Here is a 16,197-nt window from a genome sequence, read left to right on the forward strand (position 1 = left end):
CGCAGCCCAACGCGGGGCAAGCCCGCTCGCCACAAGGTCCTGTCAGGCGCCGACTATTCCACCATCATCCCGCCGAATCGCCATCACCGACGAGCGCGGCTTGCCATTGGGCAGATGCTCCGGCCAGGTCGAACCGCCGGTTTCCCCTGGATGCTGAATCCCCACAAACAGGGTCTTCTGGTCCGGCGAAAAGCTGATACCCGTGACCTCGCACGCCACCGGCCCAACCATGAAACGGCGGATTTCCCCGGTGTTGGGGTCGGCGCACAGCATTTGGTTATTGCCCATGCCGGCGAAGTCGCCCTTGTTGCTGTAGTCGCCGTCGGTAAGGATCCACAAGCGCCCGGCCTTGTCGAAGCCGAGACCGTCGGGGCTGTTGAACATGTTTTGCGGGTTGATGTTGGACGAGCCGCCCTTCGGCGTACCCGCATGCACACCGGGGTTGCCGGCCACCACAAACAAGTCCCAGGTGAAGGTGTTGGCGCCGTGGTTATCCGCATCGGCTTTCCAGCGCAGAATTTGCCCGTAGACGTTTTTCTCGCGCGGGTTCGGCCCGCCCACCGGCTGGCCGTCTTCGCCGCGTTTGGCGTTATTGGTAAGCGTGCAATACACCTGGCCGTCGGTGGGGCTGACCACGATCCATTCCGGGCGGTCCATGCGTGTGGCTTTCACCACACTGGCGGCCAGGCGCGCGTGGATCAGCACTTCGGCCTGGCTGGCGAAACCCGAGCTGGCGTCGATGCCGTTTTTGCCGTGGGTGAGTTCGACCCATTCGCCCTTGCCCTTGGGGTGGTCGGCATCGCCGTCGCCGGCATCGAAAATCGCCACGTACAAGGTGCCGTGGTCGAGCAGGTTCTTGTTGGCTTTGGGGTTGTGGTGGTTGATCGGATCGCGGCTGACGAACTTGTAGATGAACTCGCCACGCTCGTCGTCGCCCATGTACACCACGGCGCGGCCATCACGGGTTTCAGCCAGTGCGGCGTTTTCGTGTTTGAAGCGGCCCAGGGCGGTGCGTTTTACCGGCGTGGACTGCGGGTCGAACGGGTCGATTTCCACCACCCAGCCGTGGCGATTGAGTTCGTTGGGGTTCTTGGCCATGTCGAAGCGCGGGTCGTGCAGGTGCCAGTTGATCTCGCGGCTGGTGGCCACCACGCCGTAGCGCTTTTGCCCGGCGTCGAAGTTTTGTTGCGGGTTGCTGCTGCCGAAGCAGTCGGTGAAGTTCTCTTCGCAGGTCAGGTAAGTGCCCCACGGGGTCTTGCCGTTGGCGCAGTTCTGGAAGGTGCCGAGGGCTTTTTTGCCGGTGTTGTCGGCGCTGGTTTTCAGCCAGGCATGGCCGGCAGCGGGGCCGCTCAGGCGGATCGGCGTATTGCCGTGGATGCGGCGGTTGTAGCGCGAGTCCTGCACGAACTGCCAGGTGTCGCCCTTGCGCCGCACCTCAATCACCGATACGCCTTCGCTGGCCTGGGCCTTGCGCACGTCTTCAGCCGATTGCGGTGCGCCGCCGTGGGCATAGAGGTAGCGGTAGTTGGTGTATTCATTGTTGATGGCCATCAGCGCACGGTTGTTGTCGCCGGGGAAGGCAAACAGGCTCATGCCGTCGTTGTTGTCACCGAACTGTTGTTCCTGGGCCTTGGCGGTGCCGTTGCCGGACGGGTCGAAGGCCGGTGCGTTCTTGTGCAACGGCTGGCCCCAACTGATCAGCACCGAGGCGGAGTAACCCGGCGGCAAGGTGATGGCGTCGCTGGTGGCGGCGGCGATGCTGGTAAAGCCGAGCAAGGGGCTGGCGGTGGCTGCGTTCACGGCCATTGCGCTGCGGGTGAGCAGGTTGCCGCCCAGGAACATCGCGGCACCGCACAGGGCACCGGCGCCGATAAAACGGCGGCGGGTGAGGCCGACCATCTGTTCAAGGTCGGTGGCTTGGTTTTCTTCTAGTAGGCCCATTTCAGGCTCCCTGCGGTTTTTGCAGACACCTTAAGGAGCGCTCGTGACGAATTTGTTGCAGCTTGAAGACGGCGGGCGCCTAGGCCGGTGTGCCGAGCAGCACATTGTTGGGCGAGAACTGCACCCGGACCGCTGCGCCTTCGACCGCAGCCAGTGCCTTAAGCGCGGCGGGCTGCGCCAGGGCGCATAAAACCTGGCCGCTGGGCAGGGCGATGCGCACTTCGCTGGGGCCATCATCGGCCTCGAGAATCGTTTCGATCACACCGCTCATGCAATTGTGTCCAGGTGTTGCAGTCTGCCCGATGGCGAGCAATTCCAGCCACCCGGCCTTGATCAAGGCGACCACTTCTACGCCGGTCTCCAGCTCCAGCCGTTGCGTGCTGTCGTGGGTGATCTGCGCACTCAGGCTCAAGCCGCCCGAGAGTTGCAGGCGAATCAGGTCATTGCGGCCCTGGTGTTCGATGGCGCTGACCTGGCCGTGCAATTGGTTGCGCGCGCTGGTGCGCAGCATAAGGCGGCCGAGCAGGTTGAGGTCGCTCGCGTCTTCATCCGAACCCAGCACCTCGGCTTGCAACACTTGCAGGCGCTGGTACAGACGCAGCACCCGTTCACCTTCGGCCGTCAGCTTGGCGCCGCCGCCGCCTTTGCCGCCGACGCTGCGCTCCACCAACGGTTTTTGCGCGAGATTGTTCAGCTCGTCGATCGCATCCCATGCAGCCTTGTAACTCAGGCCGGCGCTCTTGGCCGCGCGGGTGATCGAACCCTGCTCGGCAATGTGCGCCAGCAAGGCGATGCGCTGGGGACGGCGGATGATGTGTTGGCTCAAGGAGGTCGGCAGGGACATGTGGATACGCTTCGATAAGGTCAGCGGACGTTGCAGGCGCCACGCACGCGAGTCAAGTCATGTGCCCGGTTTTGGCGTGCGGGCCAGGCAGTACACATCGACCTGACGGGCGCCGGCGTCCATCAACAGCCGGGCCAGGCTGTGAGCGGTGGCGCCGGTGGTGAGTACGTCGTCCACCAGCGCAAAGTGGCGGCCCCGCACCTGGGCGTCGGGCGCCAGCGCAAACGCCGTGAGCAGGTTGCGTTGGCGGGTCTTGGCATCGAGGTCTTGTTGCGCGACGGTTTCATGGGGGCGTAACAACAGGTGTTCATCGTGTGGGAGGTCGAGGTCTGCGCTGAGCCAGCGGGCCAGCATCAACGATTGGTTGAAGCCGCGCTCACGCAGGCGCTTGCGCGCCATGGGCACCGGCAGCAGGCAGTCGGGACGGGTGAGTTCGGTGTTGTCGAAACGGTGTTGCAGATACTGCCCCAGCAAGCGTGCGAGCAGATGGCCCAGCGGCCAGCGCGACTGGTGTTTGAAGCGGCTGATAAGGGTGTCGACGGGGAAACTGTAGGTCCAGGGTGCGATCACCTGTTTATAGGCCGGCGGTTTTTTTTGGCAGGGGCCGCAGATCAAACCCTCCATGGCAGTGGCAGGGCGCACACCTCGCAGTGCTCCAACAGCCAGGGCAGTTCGATTTCGCAGACATTGCACAGGTTGTGGCTGGAGTTTGTCGCTTCATCGCAGATTAAACAGATCTGGTTGTTTTCTAACCAGATGTAAACCTGATGTTTGTATCCAGGTTGACAGTGCATGAATCTTCCTTAAATATGCCGAGCATCCGTGTCGTGACTGACTGTGGGTATTGCCGCTATTGCCCTTCCCACAGCGTAAGCCCAAGCATAATCAAGGAATCGCCCATGAGCGCCAGCACCTCTGCCACCCTGCGTCACGATTGGTCTTTAGCCGAAGTCAAAGCGCTGTTTGTGCAACCCTTCAATGACCTGTTGTTCCAGGCGCAGACCGTGCACCGCGCGCATTTCGACGCCAACCGCGTGCAGGTGTCGACCTTGCTGTCGATCAAAACCGGCGCCTGCCCGGAAGATTGCAAATATTGTCCGCAGTCGGGCCACTACAACACCGGCCTGGAAAAAGAAAAGCTGATGGAAGTGCAGAAGGTCCTCGAAGAGGCGGCCCGCGCCAAGGCCATCGGCTCGACGCGCTTCTGCATGGGCGCCGCCTGGAAGCACCCTTCGGCCAAAGACATGCCTTACGTGCTGCAGATGGTCAAAGGCGTGAAGGCCATGGGCCTGGAAACCTGCATGACCCTCGGCCGTCTCGATCAGGACCAGACCGAAGCCCTGGCCCAGGCCGGCCTGGACTACTACAACCACAACCTCGATACCTCGCCGGAGTTCTACGGCAGCATCATCACTACCCGCACTTACGGCGAGCGCCTGCAAACCCTGGCTTACGTGCGTGATTCGGGAATGAAGATCTGCTCGGGCGGCATCCTCGGCATGGGCGAGTCCCTCGACGACCGCGCCAACCTGCTGATCCAGCTGGCCAACCTGCCGGAGCATCCGGAGTCGGTGCCGATCAACATGCTGGTGAAGGTCGCCGGTACGCCGCTGGAAAACGCCGAAGACATCGACCCGTTCGACTTTATCCGCATGCTCGCCGTGGCGCGCATCCTGATGCCGCAATCCCATGTGCGCTTGTCGGCTGGGCGTGAGGCGATGAACGAGCAGATGCAGGCCCTGGCGTTTTTTGCCGGTGCCAACTCGATTTTCTACGGCGACAAGTTGCTGACCACCGCCAACCCGCAGGCCGACAAGGACATGCAACTGTTCTCGCGCCTGGGGATCTTGCCGGAAGCCCGTGAAGAGCACGCCGACGAAGTGCATCAGGCGGCGATTGAGCAGGCGTTGGTGGAGCAAAAGAGCAGCGAGCAGTTCTATAACGCGGTGGTTTAACGCCCAGCTCCCACAGTTGGATTGCATTCAGTCTCAAGTTCTTTGATCTGCCGAGGCCTGCATGTCTTTTGATCTCGCCGCGCGCCTCGCTGCCCGCCGTGCCGAACACCTCTATCGCCAACGCCCTTTGCTTGAGAGCCCGCAAGGCCCGCAAGTGGTGGTGGATGGGCAACCGCTGTTGGCGTTCTGCAATAACGACTACCTGGGCCTGGCCAATCACCCGCAAGTGATCGAGGCCTGGCGCGCCGGTGCGTCCCGCTGGGGCGTGGGCGGTGGCGCTTCGCACCTGGTGATCGGCCATGCCACGCCGCACCATGAACTCGAGGAAGCGCTGGCCGACCTCACCGGGCGCCCGCGTGCGCTGCTGTTTACTACCGGCTATATGGCCAACCTGGGCGCGGTCACCGCGTTGGTGGGGCAGGGCGATACGGTACTGGAGGACCGGCTCAACCACGCCTCGCTGCTGGATGCCGGCTTGCTGTCCGGGGCGCGTTTCAATCGCTATCTGCATAACGACGCCAGCAGCCTGGCCAAGCGCCTGGAGAAGGCTACCGGCAATACGTTGGTGGTCACCGATGGGGTGTTCAGCATGGACGGCAATCTGGCCGACTTGCCTGCACTGGCCCGTGAGGCCCGCGCCAAAGGCGCCTGGTTGATGGTCGATGACGCCCATGGCTTCGGACCGTTAGGTGCTACGGGCGGCGGAATTGTCGAGCACTTCGGCTTGAGCCAGGAAGACGTGCCGGTATTGGTCGGCACCCTGGGCAAAGCGTTCGGCACCGCCGGGGCGTTTGTGGCAGGCAGTGAAGCGCTGATCGAAAGCCTGATCCAGTTCGCCCGGCCCTACATCTACACCACCAGCCAGCCACCGGCATTGGCCTGCGCCACCTTGAAAAGCCTGGAGCTGCTGCGTACCGAGCATTGGCGACGTGAGCACCTCAATGGCCTGATCCGCCAGTTCCGCCAGGGCGCCGAGCAGCTTGGCCTGCGCTTGATGGACAGCTTCACGCCGATCCAGCCGATCCTGATTGGCGACAGCGCCACCGCCATGCGCCTGTCGCAGATGTTGCGCGAACGCGGCCTGATGGTGACGGCCATCCGCCCACCGACCGTACCGGCCGGCAGTGCGCGTTTGCGCGTGACACTGACGGCGGCCCACAGCGCGGCGCAGGTGCAGCTATTGTTAAGCGCATTGGATGAGTGTTTCCGGTTGTTAAGTATTACGGAGCCCGACCATGCGTGATCGACTGGTATTGCTGCCCGGTTGGGGGCTCGGCGTGTCACCGCTGGAGTCTTTGGCTGCCGCCTTGCAGGGTTTGGACGAACACCTGCACGTGCATATCGAACCGTTGCCGGTGCTGGCTTCCAGCGATCTGGAGGAATGGCTCGACGAACTCGACGCCACGCTGCCGGACAACGCCTGGCTGGGCGGCTGGTCCCTGGGCGGCATGCTCGCCTCCGAGCTGGCGGCGCGGCGCGGCGAACGCTGCTGCGGGCTGCTGACGTTGGCGAGCAATCCGTGTTTTGTTGCCCATGAAGGCTGGCCCAGTGCGATGCCTGCCGAGACGTTCGATGCGTTCCTCGCGGGTTGCCACGCCGACTCTCAAGTCACCCTTAAACGTTTCGGTTTGTTATGCGCCAAAGGTGCCGAAGACCCGCGCGGGCTGTCGCGCCTGTTGGTCAGCGGGGCGCCGAATACGTCGTCGAGCGTGTTGATGCCTGGCCTGGAACTGCTTGCTCAACTGGATACCCGCGCCGCTTTGCAGGCGTATCGCGGCCCGCAACTGCACCTGTTTGCGGGGCTGGACGGGTTGGTGCCCGCCGAAGCTGCGAGTGACCTGTTGGCCCTGCTGCCTGATGTAGAAATCGGCCTGATTGAACAGGCCGGTCACGCTTTTCTTCTGGAAGACCCTCACGGAGTAGCGGGGGCCATCCAGGCTTTTTTGCATGAGTGTGTTGATGACTGATTTATCCCAGCCGCTACTGCCGGGCGGCTTGCCGGACAAGCGCCAGGTGGCGGCCTCGTTTTCCCGCGCCGCCGCCAGTTACGACAGCGTCGCCGAGTTGCAGCGCGCAGTCGGGCATGAGCTGTTGTCGCGCCTGCCCGCTGCCATCGCACCCCGACGCTGGCTGGATGTGGGTTGCGGCACGGGTTATTTCAGCCGTGTGCTGGGCGATTTGTTGCCGGCAAGCCAAGGGGTGGCGCTGGATATCGCCGAAGGCATGCTCAGCCATGCGCGGCCTTTGGGTGGCGCGCAGCACTTTATCGCGGGTGATGCAGAACGCTTGCCGCTGGCAACTGAGCGCTTCGACCTGCTGTTCTCCAGCCTCGCGGTGCAGTGGTGCGCGAATTTCGATGCGGTGCTCAGCGAGGCTTATCGCGTGCTGCAACCCGGTGGCGTGCTGGCATTTGCGAGTTTGTGCGTGGGCACCCTGGATGAGTTGCGCCAAAGCTGGCGTGCGGCGGATGGCCTGGTTCACGTCAACCGCTTTCGCACCTTCGAGGCTTACCAACAGCTGTGTGCCGCCAGCGGTTTACGGGTGCTGAGCCTGGAGCGCCAGCCTCACGTACTGCATTACCCGGATGTGCGCAGCCTGACCCATGAGCTCAAGGCGTTGGGCGCGCATAACCTCAACCCCGGCCGACCGGGAGGGTTGACGGGCCGCGCGCGGATTGTTGCACTGGTGCACGCTTACGAGCAGTTTCGTCAGGCCCAGGGCCTGCCCGCCACGTACCAAGTGGTGTACGCCGTACTGGAGAAACCTTTATGAGCGCCGCTTATTTCATCACCGGCACCGACACTGATGTGGGCAAAACCACCGTCGCCGCCGGGCTGCTGCATGCCGCACGGCTTGCGGGTAAAAGCACCGCCGCCGGAAAGCCGGTGGCCTCAGGCTGCCAGGTCACCCCAAAAGGCTTGCGCAATGCCGACGCCTTGGCACTGCTGGCCGAATGTTCGCTGCCGCTGACCTATGCCGAGGTCAACCCGGTGGCCTTCGAACCCGCGATTGCGCCGCACCTGGCCGCTCGAGAGGCCGGTGTGGCGCTTACAGTGCAATCATTGTTGAAACCGATGCAGCACATACTCGCGCAGCGCGCGGATTTCACCTTGATTGAAGGCGCGGGCGGCTGGCGAGTGCCGTTGGCCGATCAGGACAACCTGTCGGACTTGGCCATTGCGCTCAAGCTGCCGGTGATTCTGGTGGTGGGCGTGCGTCTGGGGTGTATCAGCCATGCGCTGCTCACCGCCGAAGCCATCGCGCGCGACGGTTTGCCGTTGGCGGGTTGGGTGGCGAATATCATCGACCCCAAGACCTCTCGTCTGGAAGAAAACCTCGCCACCCTGGCTGAGCGGTTGCCTGCGCCGTGCCTGGGGCGGGTGCCAAAGCTCAAGCAGGCCAGCGCGAAAGTGGTGGCCGAGTACCTGGAATTGGACCTGCTTGACTGATTTTGGCTATCGCTAAGGCATTATGCCATTAGTGTTTTTGACGGGCGTTTTGCCAGGATGTCTGCTTCAATTCAAGTTCACGATTCTCTAAAGGCAGGCTTACGCCATGGAAATCTCTGGAAGCAGCGCGTTTTATTCGGGGCTGAGCACCATTCAGGCCGGGCAGAACCGCGTCGACCAGGCCGCCGGAAAAATCGCCGGCGCCGCGACGACCCAGCCCTCGGATGCACAAAGTGATCGTCTGCAAGCCAACGATCGCGCCCAGCCGTCCAACTCGGCGAGCAACATGGTCGAAATGGCCCAAGGCAAGTTTCAAGTGGAGCTGGGCGCGAAAGTCGCCAAGGCTTCGGATGAAATGCTCGGCACCTTGATCGATACCTACGCTTAATCCCCTCTCTCTGTCTGTATAGGGCTCTACTGTGGGAGCGAGCAAGCCCGCTCCCACATTGTGCTGATTCGCCCCTGGGAACCTCTACACTTTCAAAATCACGTGGCACTGCGCCGCAGGCCTTGCCGTGCATGGCATTGATGCGCGTCATGACAAACGGCGTCGGCGCGATGCTTGACAACCCCAGGTCGTAAACGTATGTTTCAAACACCTGTTTGACCGCCATAACAAATCCACGCGGTTGTTCATCCCAGATACATCAGCAGAGGTTTATCGCTATGCCTGACTACAAGGCCCCCTTGCGTGATATTCGCTTCGTTCGTGACGAACTGCTTGGTTATGAAGCGCACTATCAGAGCCTGCCGGCTTGCCAGGACGCTACCCCGGACATGGTTGACGCCATTCTTGAGGAAGGCGCCAAGTTCTGTGAGCAAGTGCTGGCACCGTTGAACCGCGTGGGTGACATCGAAGGGTGCACCTGGAGCGAGTCAGGCGTAAAAACCCCTACTGGTTTCAAAGAAGCCTACAAACAGTTCGTTGAAGGCGGCTGGCCGAGCCTGGCCCACGACGTGGAGCACGGTGGCCAAGGCCTGCCGGAATCCCTGGGCCTGGCCGTGAGCGAAATGGTCGGCGCCGCCAACTGGTCGTGGGGCATGTACCCTGGCCTGTCCCACGGTGCGATGAACACCATCTCCGAGCACGGCACCCCGCAACAGCAAGACGCTTACCTGACCAAGCTGGTTTCGGGTGAGTGGACCGGCACCATGTGCCTGACCGAGCCGCACTGCGGCACCGACCTGGGCATGCTGCGCACCAAGGCCGAGCCTCAGGCCGACGGTTCCTACAAAGTCTCCGGTACCAAGATCTTCATCTCGGCCGGTGAGCACGACATGGCCGACAACATCGTCCATATCGTACTGGCCCGCCTGCCGGACGCACCGGCCGGCACCAAAGGCATTTCGCTGTTCATCGTGCCTAAATTCCTGCCGAACGCAGACGGTTCGATCGGCGAGCGCAACGCGGTGACCTGTGGCTCCCTGGAACACAAAATGGGCATCCACGGTAACGCCACCTGCGTGATGAACTTCGACGCGGCCACCGGTTTCCTGATCGGCCCGGCGAACAAAGGCCTGAACTGCATGTTCACCTTTATGAACACCGCTCGCCTGGGCACCGCGCTGCAAGGCTTGTCCCACGCTGAAATCGGCTTCCAGGGCGGCCTGAAATACGCTCGCGACCGCCTGCAAATGCGCTCCCTGACCGGCCCGAAAGCGCCAGACAAGGCTGCTGACCCCATCATCGTGCACCCTGATGTGCGCCGTATGCTGCTGACCATGAAAGCCTTCGCTGAAGGCAACCGTGCGATGGTGTACTTCACCGCCAAGCAAGTGGACATCGTCAAGTACGGCACCGACGACGAAGCCAAGAAGCAAGCCGACGGCCTGCTGGCGTTCATGACCCCAATCGCCAAGGCGTTCATGACCGAAGTCGGTTTTGAATCGGCCAACCACGGCGTGCAGATCTACGGCGGCCACGGCTTTATCGCCGAGTGGGGCATGGAGCAGAACGTTCGCGACAGCCGCATCTCGATGCTGTACGAAGGCACCACCGGCATCCAGGCACTCGACCTGCTGGGCCGCAAAGTGCTGATGACTCAAGGCGAAGCGCTCAAAGGCTTCACCAAGATCGTGCACAAGTTCTGCCAGGCCAACGAAGGCAACGAAGCCGTTAAGGAATTCGTTGCACCGCTGGCAGCGCTGAACAAAGAGTGGGGCGAGTTGACCATGAAGGTCGGCATGGCCGCGATGAAAGACCGTGAAGAAGTCGGTGCCGCCTCGGTGGATTACCTGATGTACTCCGGCTACGCGTGCCTGGCTTACTTCTGGGCCGACATGGCACGCCTGGCAGCCGAAAAACTGGCTGCCGGCACCACCGAAGAGGCGTTCTACACCGCCAAGCTGCAGACTGCGCGCTTCTACTTCCAGCGCATCCTGCCGCGTACCCAGACCCATAAGGTCACCATGCTGTCGGGCGCCAACAACCTGATGGACATGAAAGAAGAAGACTTCGGCCTGGCTTACTAAGCCCTGCCGGTCTCTTGAAAGCCGCCGCTTCTTTTGGAAGCGGCGGTTTTTTTATGCGCCGATAAAAAACACAGCACAGCACTCAGGGATTGCGCCTGGCTGCCGTTACAGTGATGGCAATGTGATACAGGTCACATTGAATGTGCTTAACTGTGCTCAGTGAAGGCACTGTGCCATCTTTCTGAGCGGGTCGGAGCTTTACCCTTGTCACGCGTGTCCGCTGTTCGTTTCAGTCATTTTCTTCCTTCGTTACTGCTGTTGCTGGCCGGGCTCTCGGCTGCGTATATCAAAGACCTCAGCGTGTTTTTCACCTCGCTGTTCAATGTGTTGCCGACCTTGGTGCTGTTGCTCGGCGGTGCCTACTGCGCGGTGTATCGGCGCCAGCGCGAGCTGTTTTTGATGATCACGGTGTACGTCGTTTACTTCCTGCTCGACACCCAGACCGACTACTACCGCGACAACGGCCGCGTGCGCGAAGACGCCGCCGTGGTGTTCCATCTGTGTTGCTTGCTGTTGCCTCTGCTGTTCAGCATCTACGCGCTGTGGCAGGAGAAAACCCACCTGTTCCGCGACTTCGTGGCGCGCTGCGCCGTGCTCTTTGCCTTTTGCAGCGTGGCCCTGGCACTTGAGCAGAGTTTTCCCCAGGCCTTGCTGAACTGGCTGGCGGAGATTCGCTGGCCGGCGCTGCATGGCAGTTGGATGAGCCTGATCCAGCTGTCGTACCCGATGTTCCTGATGGGTTTTGTCACCCTGGCGGCGCAGTACTGGTATCAGCCACGGCCCTTGCACGCCGCACAACTGGTGGGTTTGCTGGGGCTGTTCTGGATGCTGCCGCAAACGTTCATCCTGCCGTTCACCCTGAACATCATGTGCAGCCAGGTAATGCTGATGATTGCCGCGGGCGTGGCGCACGAGGCTTATCAGATGGCCTTCCGGGATGAACTCACCGGCTTGCCGGGGCGGCGCGCGCTCAACGAACGCATGCAGCGGCTGGGGCGCAATTATGTGTTGGCGATGAGTGACGTCGATCACTTCAAGCGCTTTAACGACACCCACGGCCATGATGTCGGTGACCAGGTGCTGCGGCTGGTGGCCAGCAAATTGTCGAAGGTCAATGGCGGCGGGCGTGCCTATCGTTATGGCGGGGAGGAGTTTGCCGTGGTGTTCGCCGGCAAGACGTTGGACGAGTGCATGCCGCACCTGGAAGAGATCCGCGAGATCATCGCCAACTACGACATCAAGCTGCGCAACCCGGACCGCCCCCACGATGACCAACAGGGCCGCCAACGCCGGGCGGGCAGTGGCGCCTCGAGTGTGTCGGTGACGGTCAGCATCGGCGTGGCCGAGCGCCAGGCCGAACAGCGCACGCCCGAAGAAGTGCTCAAGTCCGCCGACCAGGCGCTCTACGCCGCCAAGGGCGCCGGGCGTAACTGCGTGGTCGCCTCCGGCCAGAACCGCCGTGGCGCGGTGCGCATGGAGAGCGCTGCCGGTTGAGTGATGGCGGTGTATTCAGCGGTTCTACAGTGATTGTTCGAGGCGGTGGCCGGCAGTAGGTTGAAGGCATCTGCTGCCGGAGACATTGCCATGCCTGAGTACAAAGCTCCCCTGCGCGACATGCGCTTTCTGATCGACAACGTGTTTGATTTTCACGGCCACTACGCCGCGTTGGGCGCGACCGACGCAAGCCCCGATATGGTCAGCGCGATCCTCGAAGAAGGCGCCAAATTCTGCGAAAACGTGCTGTCGCCACTTAATCGCAGTGGCGATGAAGAGGGCTGCCACTTCGACAACGGCGTGGTCACCACGCCCAAGGGCTTCAAGCAAGCCTTCGCCCAGTACGTGGAAGGTGGCTGGCATGGCGTGGCGGCGGACCCGGCCTACGGTGGCCAGGGCTTGCCGCTGTCCCTGGGGCTGGTGCTCAGCGAGATGATCGGCTCCAGCAACACCTCCTGGGGCATGTACCCGGGTCTCACCCACGGCGCCATGTCGGCGATCCACGCCCACGGCACCGAGGAGCAGAAAACCACGTTCCTCAGCAAACTCACCGCCGGCGAATGGACCGGCACCATGTGCCTCACCGAAGCCCATTGCGGCACTGACCTGGGTTTGATCAAGACCCGCGCCGTGCCCCAGGCGGATGGCAGTTATGCGATCACCGGCAGCAAGATCTTCATCTCGGCCGGCGAGCACGACCTGAGCGCCAATATCATTCACTTGGTGCTGGCCAAACTGCCGGACGCACCGGCGGGCACCAAGGGGATCTCGTTGTTTATCGTGCCCAAGTTCCATGCTGATTCAGGCGAGCGCAACGCGGTGCACTGCGGTTCCATCGAGCACAAGATGGGCATCAAGGCCTCGGCCACCTGCGTGCTGAACTTCGACGGCGCCAAGGGCTTTTTGATTGGCGAGGCGAACAAGGGCCTCAATTGCATGTTCACCATGATGAACCACGCGCGCCTGGGTACAGGCATGCAGGGTTTGTGCAATGGTGAGGCGAGTTTTCAGGGCGCGATCAAATACGCCAACGACCGCCTGCAAATGCGCTCGCTGACCGGCGCCAAGGCCCCGGATAAAGCCGCCGACCCGATCATCGTGCACGCCGACGTGCGGCGCATGTTGCTGACCATGAAGGCCTTCAACGAAGGCAATCGGGCGCTGACCTACTTCACTGCCCAACTGCTCGACACCGCGCACTTGAACAGTGACGCCGCCCAACGCCAGGAGGCCGAAGACCTGTTGGCGTTCCTCACCCCTATCTGCAAAGCCTTTATGACCGAAACCGGGCTGGAGGTGACCAACCACGGTATGCAGGTGTTCGGCGGCCATGGCTACATTCGCGAATGGGGCATGGAGCAACTGGCGCGTGATGCGCGGATTGCGCCGATCTATGAAGGCACCAATGGCATTCAGGCCCTCGACTTACTGGGCCGAAAAGTGCTGGGCAGCCAGGGCAAATTGCTGCGCGGGTTTACCAAGCTTGTGCATAAGTTCTGCGCGGCGAATGCCGAGCACCCGCAGCTCAAGGCCCATGTTGAGCAGCTCAATCAACTGAACCAGCAATGGGGCGAGCTGACGATGAAGGTCGGCATGGCCGCCATGAAAAACCCGGATGAGGTGGGCGCGGCGGCGGTGGATTATTTGATGTACAGCGGTTACATCATTCTGGGGTATCTGTGGTTGCGCATGGCCATTGCGGCGCAGTCGCATGACGACGCCGAGTTTGCCCAAGCCAAATTGGCCACCTGTGATTTTTACTTCAAGCGCCTGTTGCCGCGTACTGCAACGCACCGCGCCGCTGTGGAGGCGGGCAGTGAGTGCCTGATGAGCTTGCCGGCGCAGTTGTTTGCGCTGTAAAGGCGACTGATTCACTGTGGTCAAAATGTGGGAGCTGGCTTGCCTGCGATGGCATCAACTCGGTGTAACTGATGTACCGAGGTGTTCGCATCGCAGGCAAGCCAGCTCCCACATTAGCTCTTCGTGTGACCCGAAAATACTTGCTGGTCACTAACAGACCCTATGTGTCTCAAATGTTGTTCGGGTACACTCGGAGCCTGTAAAACCGATCCTATCGAATCACTTTTCCTGTTCTCACGAGGTTTGCCATGGCTGATTACAAAGCGCCGCTGCGTGATATGCGCTTCGTCCTCAACGAAGTTTTTGAGGTCGCCAACACCTGGGCCCAATTGCCGGCATTGGCAGACACCGTAGATGCCGAAACCGTTGAGGCGATCCTTGAGGAAGCCGGCAAGGTCACGGCCAAATCCATCGCGCCGCTCAGCCGTAATGGCGACGAACAAGGTTGCCGTTGGGCGGACACTGCCGTCAGCACCCCGGATGGTTTCCCACAGGCTTATAAGACCTACGCCGAAGGTGGCTGGGTGGGCGTAGGCGGCGACCCGATCTTTGGCGGCATGGGCATGCCCAAGGCAGTGTCGGCCCAGGTTGAAGAGATGATCAACTCGTCGAGCCTGGCGTTTGGCCTGTACCCGATGCTGACCTCCGGCGCCTGTGTTTCCATCAACACCCACGCCAGCGAAGCGCTCAAGGCCACCTACCTGCCGAAAATGTATTCGGGTGAGTGGGCAGGTTCCATGTGCCTGACCGAAGCGCACGCCGGGACCGACCTGGGCATTATCCGCACCAAGGCTGAACCTCAGGCGGACGGCTCCTATACCATCAGTGGCACCAAGATCTTTATCACCGGCGGCGAGCATGACCTCACCGACAACATCATTCACCTGGTGTTGGCCAAGCTGCCGGATGCGCCGGCCGGGCCAAAGGGCATCTCGCTGTTTCTGGTGCCGAAGTTCATGGTCAATGCCGATGGCAGCCTGGGCGCTCGCAACCCGGTGAGCTGCGGCTCCATCGAACACAAGATGGGCATCCAGGCGTCTGCGACCTGCGTGATGAACTTCGATGAAGCCGTGGGTTACCTGGTGGGCGAGCCGAACCGTGGCTTGGCGGCGATGTTCACCATGATGAACTATGAGCGTTTGGGCGTGGGTATCCAGGGCCTGGCGTCGGGCGAGCGCTCTTATCAGAACGCGATTGAATACGCGCGCGACCGTCTGCAGAGCCGCTCACCGACCGGCGCCCAGGCCAAGGACAAAGTGGCCGACCCGATCATCGTGCACCCGGATGTGCGCCGCATGTTGCTGACCATGAAAGCGTCGAACGAAGGCGGTCGCGCGTTCTCCACCTACGTGGCCACCCAATTGGACATCGCCAAGTTCAGTGAAGATGCCGCCGCCCGCGAACGTGCGGACAACCTGGTGGCGCTGCTGACACCTGTTGCCAAAGCCTTCCTCAGCGACCTTGGCCTGGAAACCACCGTGCTCGGCCAACAGATCTTTGGCGGCCACGGCTACATCCGCGAGTGGGGCCAGGAGCAGTTGGTGCGTGATGTGCGCATCACCCAGATCTACGAAGGCACCAACGGCATTCAGGCGCTGGACTTGATGGGGCGCAAGATCGTCGGCAGCGGCGGGGCGTTCTACACCTTGTTTGCTGACGAGATCCGCCAGTTCATCGCGGCTTCAGGCGCCGAGCTGGCTGAATTCACCCGACCGCTCAGCGCTGCCGTGGATAACCTGGATGAGTTGACCGCCTGGGTACTGGACCGCGCCAAAACCAACCCGAATGAAATCGGCGCGGCTTCGGTTGAGTACCTGCATGCCTTTGGCTACATGGCCTATGCCTATATGTGGGCACGCATGGCCAAGGCCGCGTTGGGCAAAGAGGCTGAAGAAGACTTCTACGCCAGCAAGCTGGGCACCGCGCGCTTCTACTTTGCCCGCCTGCTGCCGCGTATTCATTCGCTGAGTGCTTCGGTAAAAGCCGGTAGCGAATCATTGTTTTTGCTGGATGAAGCACTGTTCTAAGGGCTTGGAGGGCGTGTAAGCATTCTCTTACATGACGTGCTGCTATTCGTCCTCTATCGCCAAATTGGATCCACGGATAATCTACTTCACATGGACGTCGCGCAGGAAGCGCAAAGCAACAACACGGACACGTAGGATTCTGCCAGGACGGCGGA

Annotated in this window: 12 protein-coding genes and 1 pseudogene; 10 read left to right on the plus strand and 3 right to left on the minus strand. The window is 61.5% G+C overall.

Annotated elements, in window-relative coordinates:
- Positions 1-42 precede the first annotated feature (42 nt).
- From BLV67_RS30240 to BLV67_RS30250, 3 genes and pseudogenes are all read right to left on the minus strand, one after another.
- Positions 43-1,941, minus strand: coding sequence for a PhoX family protein (locus BLV67_RS30240; RefSeq protein WP_069787017.1), 1,899 nt, complete (start codon positions 1,939-1,941; stop codon positions 43-45).
- Between the two features lie 79 nt (positions 1,942-2,020).
- Positions 2,021-2,785, minus strand: a complete 765-nt coding sequence (locus BLV67_RS30245; protein ID WP_069787018.1) for a TOBE domain-containing protein — start codon at positions 2,783-2,785, stop codon at positions 2,021-2,023.
- Between the two features lie 57 nt (positions 2,786-2,842).
- Positions 2,843-3,579 (minus strand): annotated as a pseudogene (locus BLV67_RS30250) (double zinc ribbon domain-containing protein).
- A 105-nt stretch (positions 3,580-3,684) separates the two neighbouring features.
- On the opposite strand from BLV67_RS30250, the gene bioB reads away from it, so the two are divergent.
- From bioB to BLV67_RS30300, 10 genes are all read left to right on the plus strand, one after another.
- Positions 3,685-4,740 carry a biotin synthase BioB gene (bioB, locus tag BLV67_RS30255; RefSeq protein WP_017138024.1) on the plus strand — a complete coding sequence of 352 codons (1,056 nt, stop codon included), beginning with the start codon at positions 3,685-3,687 and terminating at the stop codon, positions 4,738-4,740.
- Between the two features lie 61 nt (positions 4,741-4,801).
- On the plus strand, positions 4,802-5,983 hold the full coding sequence (bioF, locus tag BLV67_RS30260; protein WP_065929408.1) for an 8-amino-7-oxononanoate synthase: 1,182 nt from the start codon (positions 4,802-4,804) through the stop codon (positions 5,981-5,983).
- Positions 5,976-6,707 carry an alpha/beta fold hydrolase gene (locus tag BLV67_RS30265; protein ID WP_069787019.1) on the plus strand — a complete coding sequence of 244 codons (732 nt, stop codon included), beginning with the start codon at positions 5,976-5,978 and terminating at the stop codon, positions 6,705-6,707. Before bioF ends, BLV67_RS30265 begins: the two co-directional genes overlap by 8 nt.
- Positions 6,700-7,512 (plus strand): malonyl-ACP O-methyltransferase BioC, encoded by an 813-nt coding sequence (gene bioC / locus BLV67_RS30270; protein ID WP_069787020.1) that lies wholly within the window; start codon positions 6,700-6,702, stop codon positions 7,510-7,512. Before BLV67_RS30265 ends, bioC begins: the two co-directional genes overlap by 8 nt.
- Entirely contained in the window at positions 7,509-8,189 is a 681-nt protein-coding gene (gene bioD / locus BLV67_RS30275) for a dethiobiotin synthase (RefSeq protein ID WP_069787021.1), read from the plus strand. The genes bioC and bioD overlap by 4 nt, the downstream gene beginning before the upstream one ends.
- 106 nt (positions 8,190-8,295) lie before the next feature.
- Positions 8,296-8,577, plus strand: a complete 282-nt coding sequence (locus BLV67_RS30280) for a hypothetical protein (protein WP_017138029.1) — start codon at positions 8,296-8,298, stop codon at positions 8,575-8,577.
- A gap of 278 nt (positions 8,578-8,855) precedes the next feature.
- Positions 8,856-10,661: a phenylacyl-CoA dehydrogenase gene (locus BLV67_RS30285; protein WP_017138032.1), complete on the plus strand. Its 1,806-nt coding sequence runs from the start codon at positions 8,856-8,858 to the stop codon at positions 10,659-10,661.
- A gap of 204 nt (positions 10,662-10,865) precedes the next feature.
- Positions 10,866-12,155, plus strand: a complete 1,290-nt coding sequence (locus BLV67_RS30290; RefSeq protein ID WP_065929403.1) for a GGDEF domain-containing protein — start codon at positions 10,866-10,868, stop codon at positions 12,153-12,155.
- A 90-nt stretch (positions 12,156-12,245) separates the two neighbouring features.
- A complete protein-coding gene (locus BLV67_RS30295; protein ID WP_069787022.1) occupies positions 12,246-14,015 on the plus strand; it encodes an acyl-CoA dehydrogenase C-terminal domain-containing protein in 1,770 nt (589 codons plus the stop codon).
- A gap of 248 nt (positions 14,016-14,263) precedes the next feature.
- Positions 14,264-16,042 carry an acyl-CoA dehydrogenase C-terminal domain-containing protein gene (locus tag BLV67_RS30300; protein ID WP_065929401.1) on the plus strand — a complete coding sequence of 593 codons (1,779 nt, stop codon included), beginning with the start codon at positions 14,264-14,266 and terminating at the stop codon, positions 16,040-16,042.
- Positions 16,043-16,197: the final 155 nt, after the last annotated feature.

Source organism: Pseudomonas salomonii (assembly GCF_900107155.1).
In the GTDB taxonomy this organism is placed as follows: Bacteria; Pseudomonadota; Gammaproteobacteria; order Pseudomonadales; family Pseudomonadaceae; genus Aquipseudomonas; species Aquipseudomonas salomonii.

Coding starts and splice junctions, on each gene's coding strand:
- BLV67_RS30240 (WP_069787017.1), bottom strand. CDS start 1,941: ATGGGCCTACTAGAAGAAAACCAAGCCACCGACCTTGAACAGATGGTC.
- BLV67_RS30245 (WP_069787018.1), bottom strand. CDS start 2,785: ATGTCCCTGCCGACCTCCTTGAGCCAACACATCATCCGCCGTCCCCAG.
- bioB (WP_017138024.1), top strand. CDS start 3,685: ATGAGCGCCAGCACCTCTGCCACCCTGCGTCACGATTGGTCTTTAGCC.
- bioF (WP_065929408.1), top strand. CDS start 4,802: ATGTCTTTTGATCTCGCCGCGCGCCTCGCTGCCCGCCGTGCCGAACAC.
- BLV67_RS30265 (WP_069787019.1), top strand. CDS start 5,976: ATGCGTGATCGACTGGTATTGCTGCCCGGTTGGGGGCTCGGCGTGTCA.
- bioC (WP_069787020.1), top strand. CDS start 6,700: ATGACTGATTTATCCCAGCCGCTACTGCCGGGCGGCTTGCCGGACAAG.
- bioD (WP_069787021.1), top strand. CDS start 7,509: ATGAGCGCCGCTTATTTCATCACCGGCACCGACACTGATGTGGGCAAA.
- BLV67_RS30280 (WP_017138029.1), top strand. CDS start 8,296: ATGGAAATCTCTGGAAGCAGCGCGTTTTATTCGGGGCTGAGCACCATT.
- BLV67_RS30285 (WP_017138032.1), top strand. CDS start 8,856: ATGCCTGACTACAAGGCCCCCTTGCGTGATATTCGCTTCGTTCGTGAC.
- BLV67_RS30295 (WP_069787022.1), top strand. CDS start 12,246: ATGCCTGAGTACAAAGCTCCCCTGCGCGACATGCGCTTTCTGATCGAC.
- BLV67_RS30300 (WP_065929401.1), top strand. CDS start 14,264: ATGGCTGATTACAAAGCGCCGCTGCGTGATATGCGCTTCGTCCTCAAC.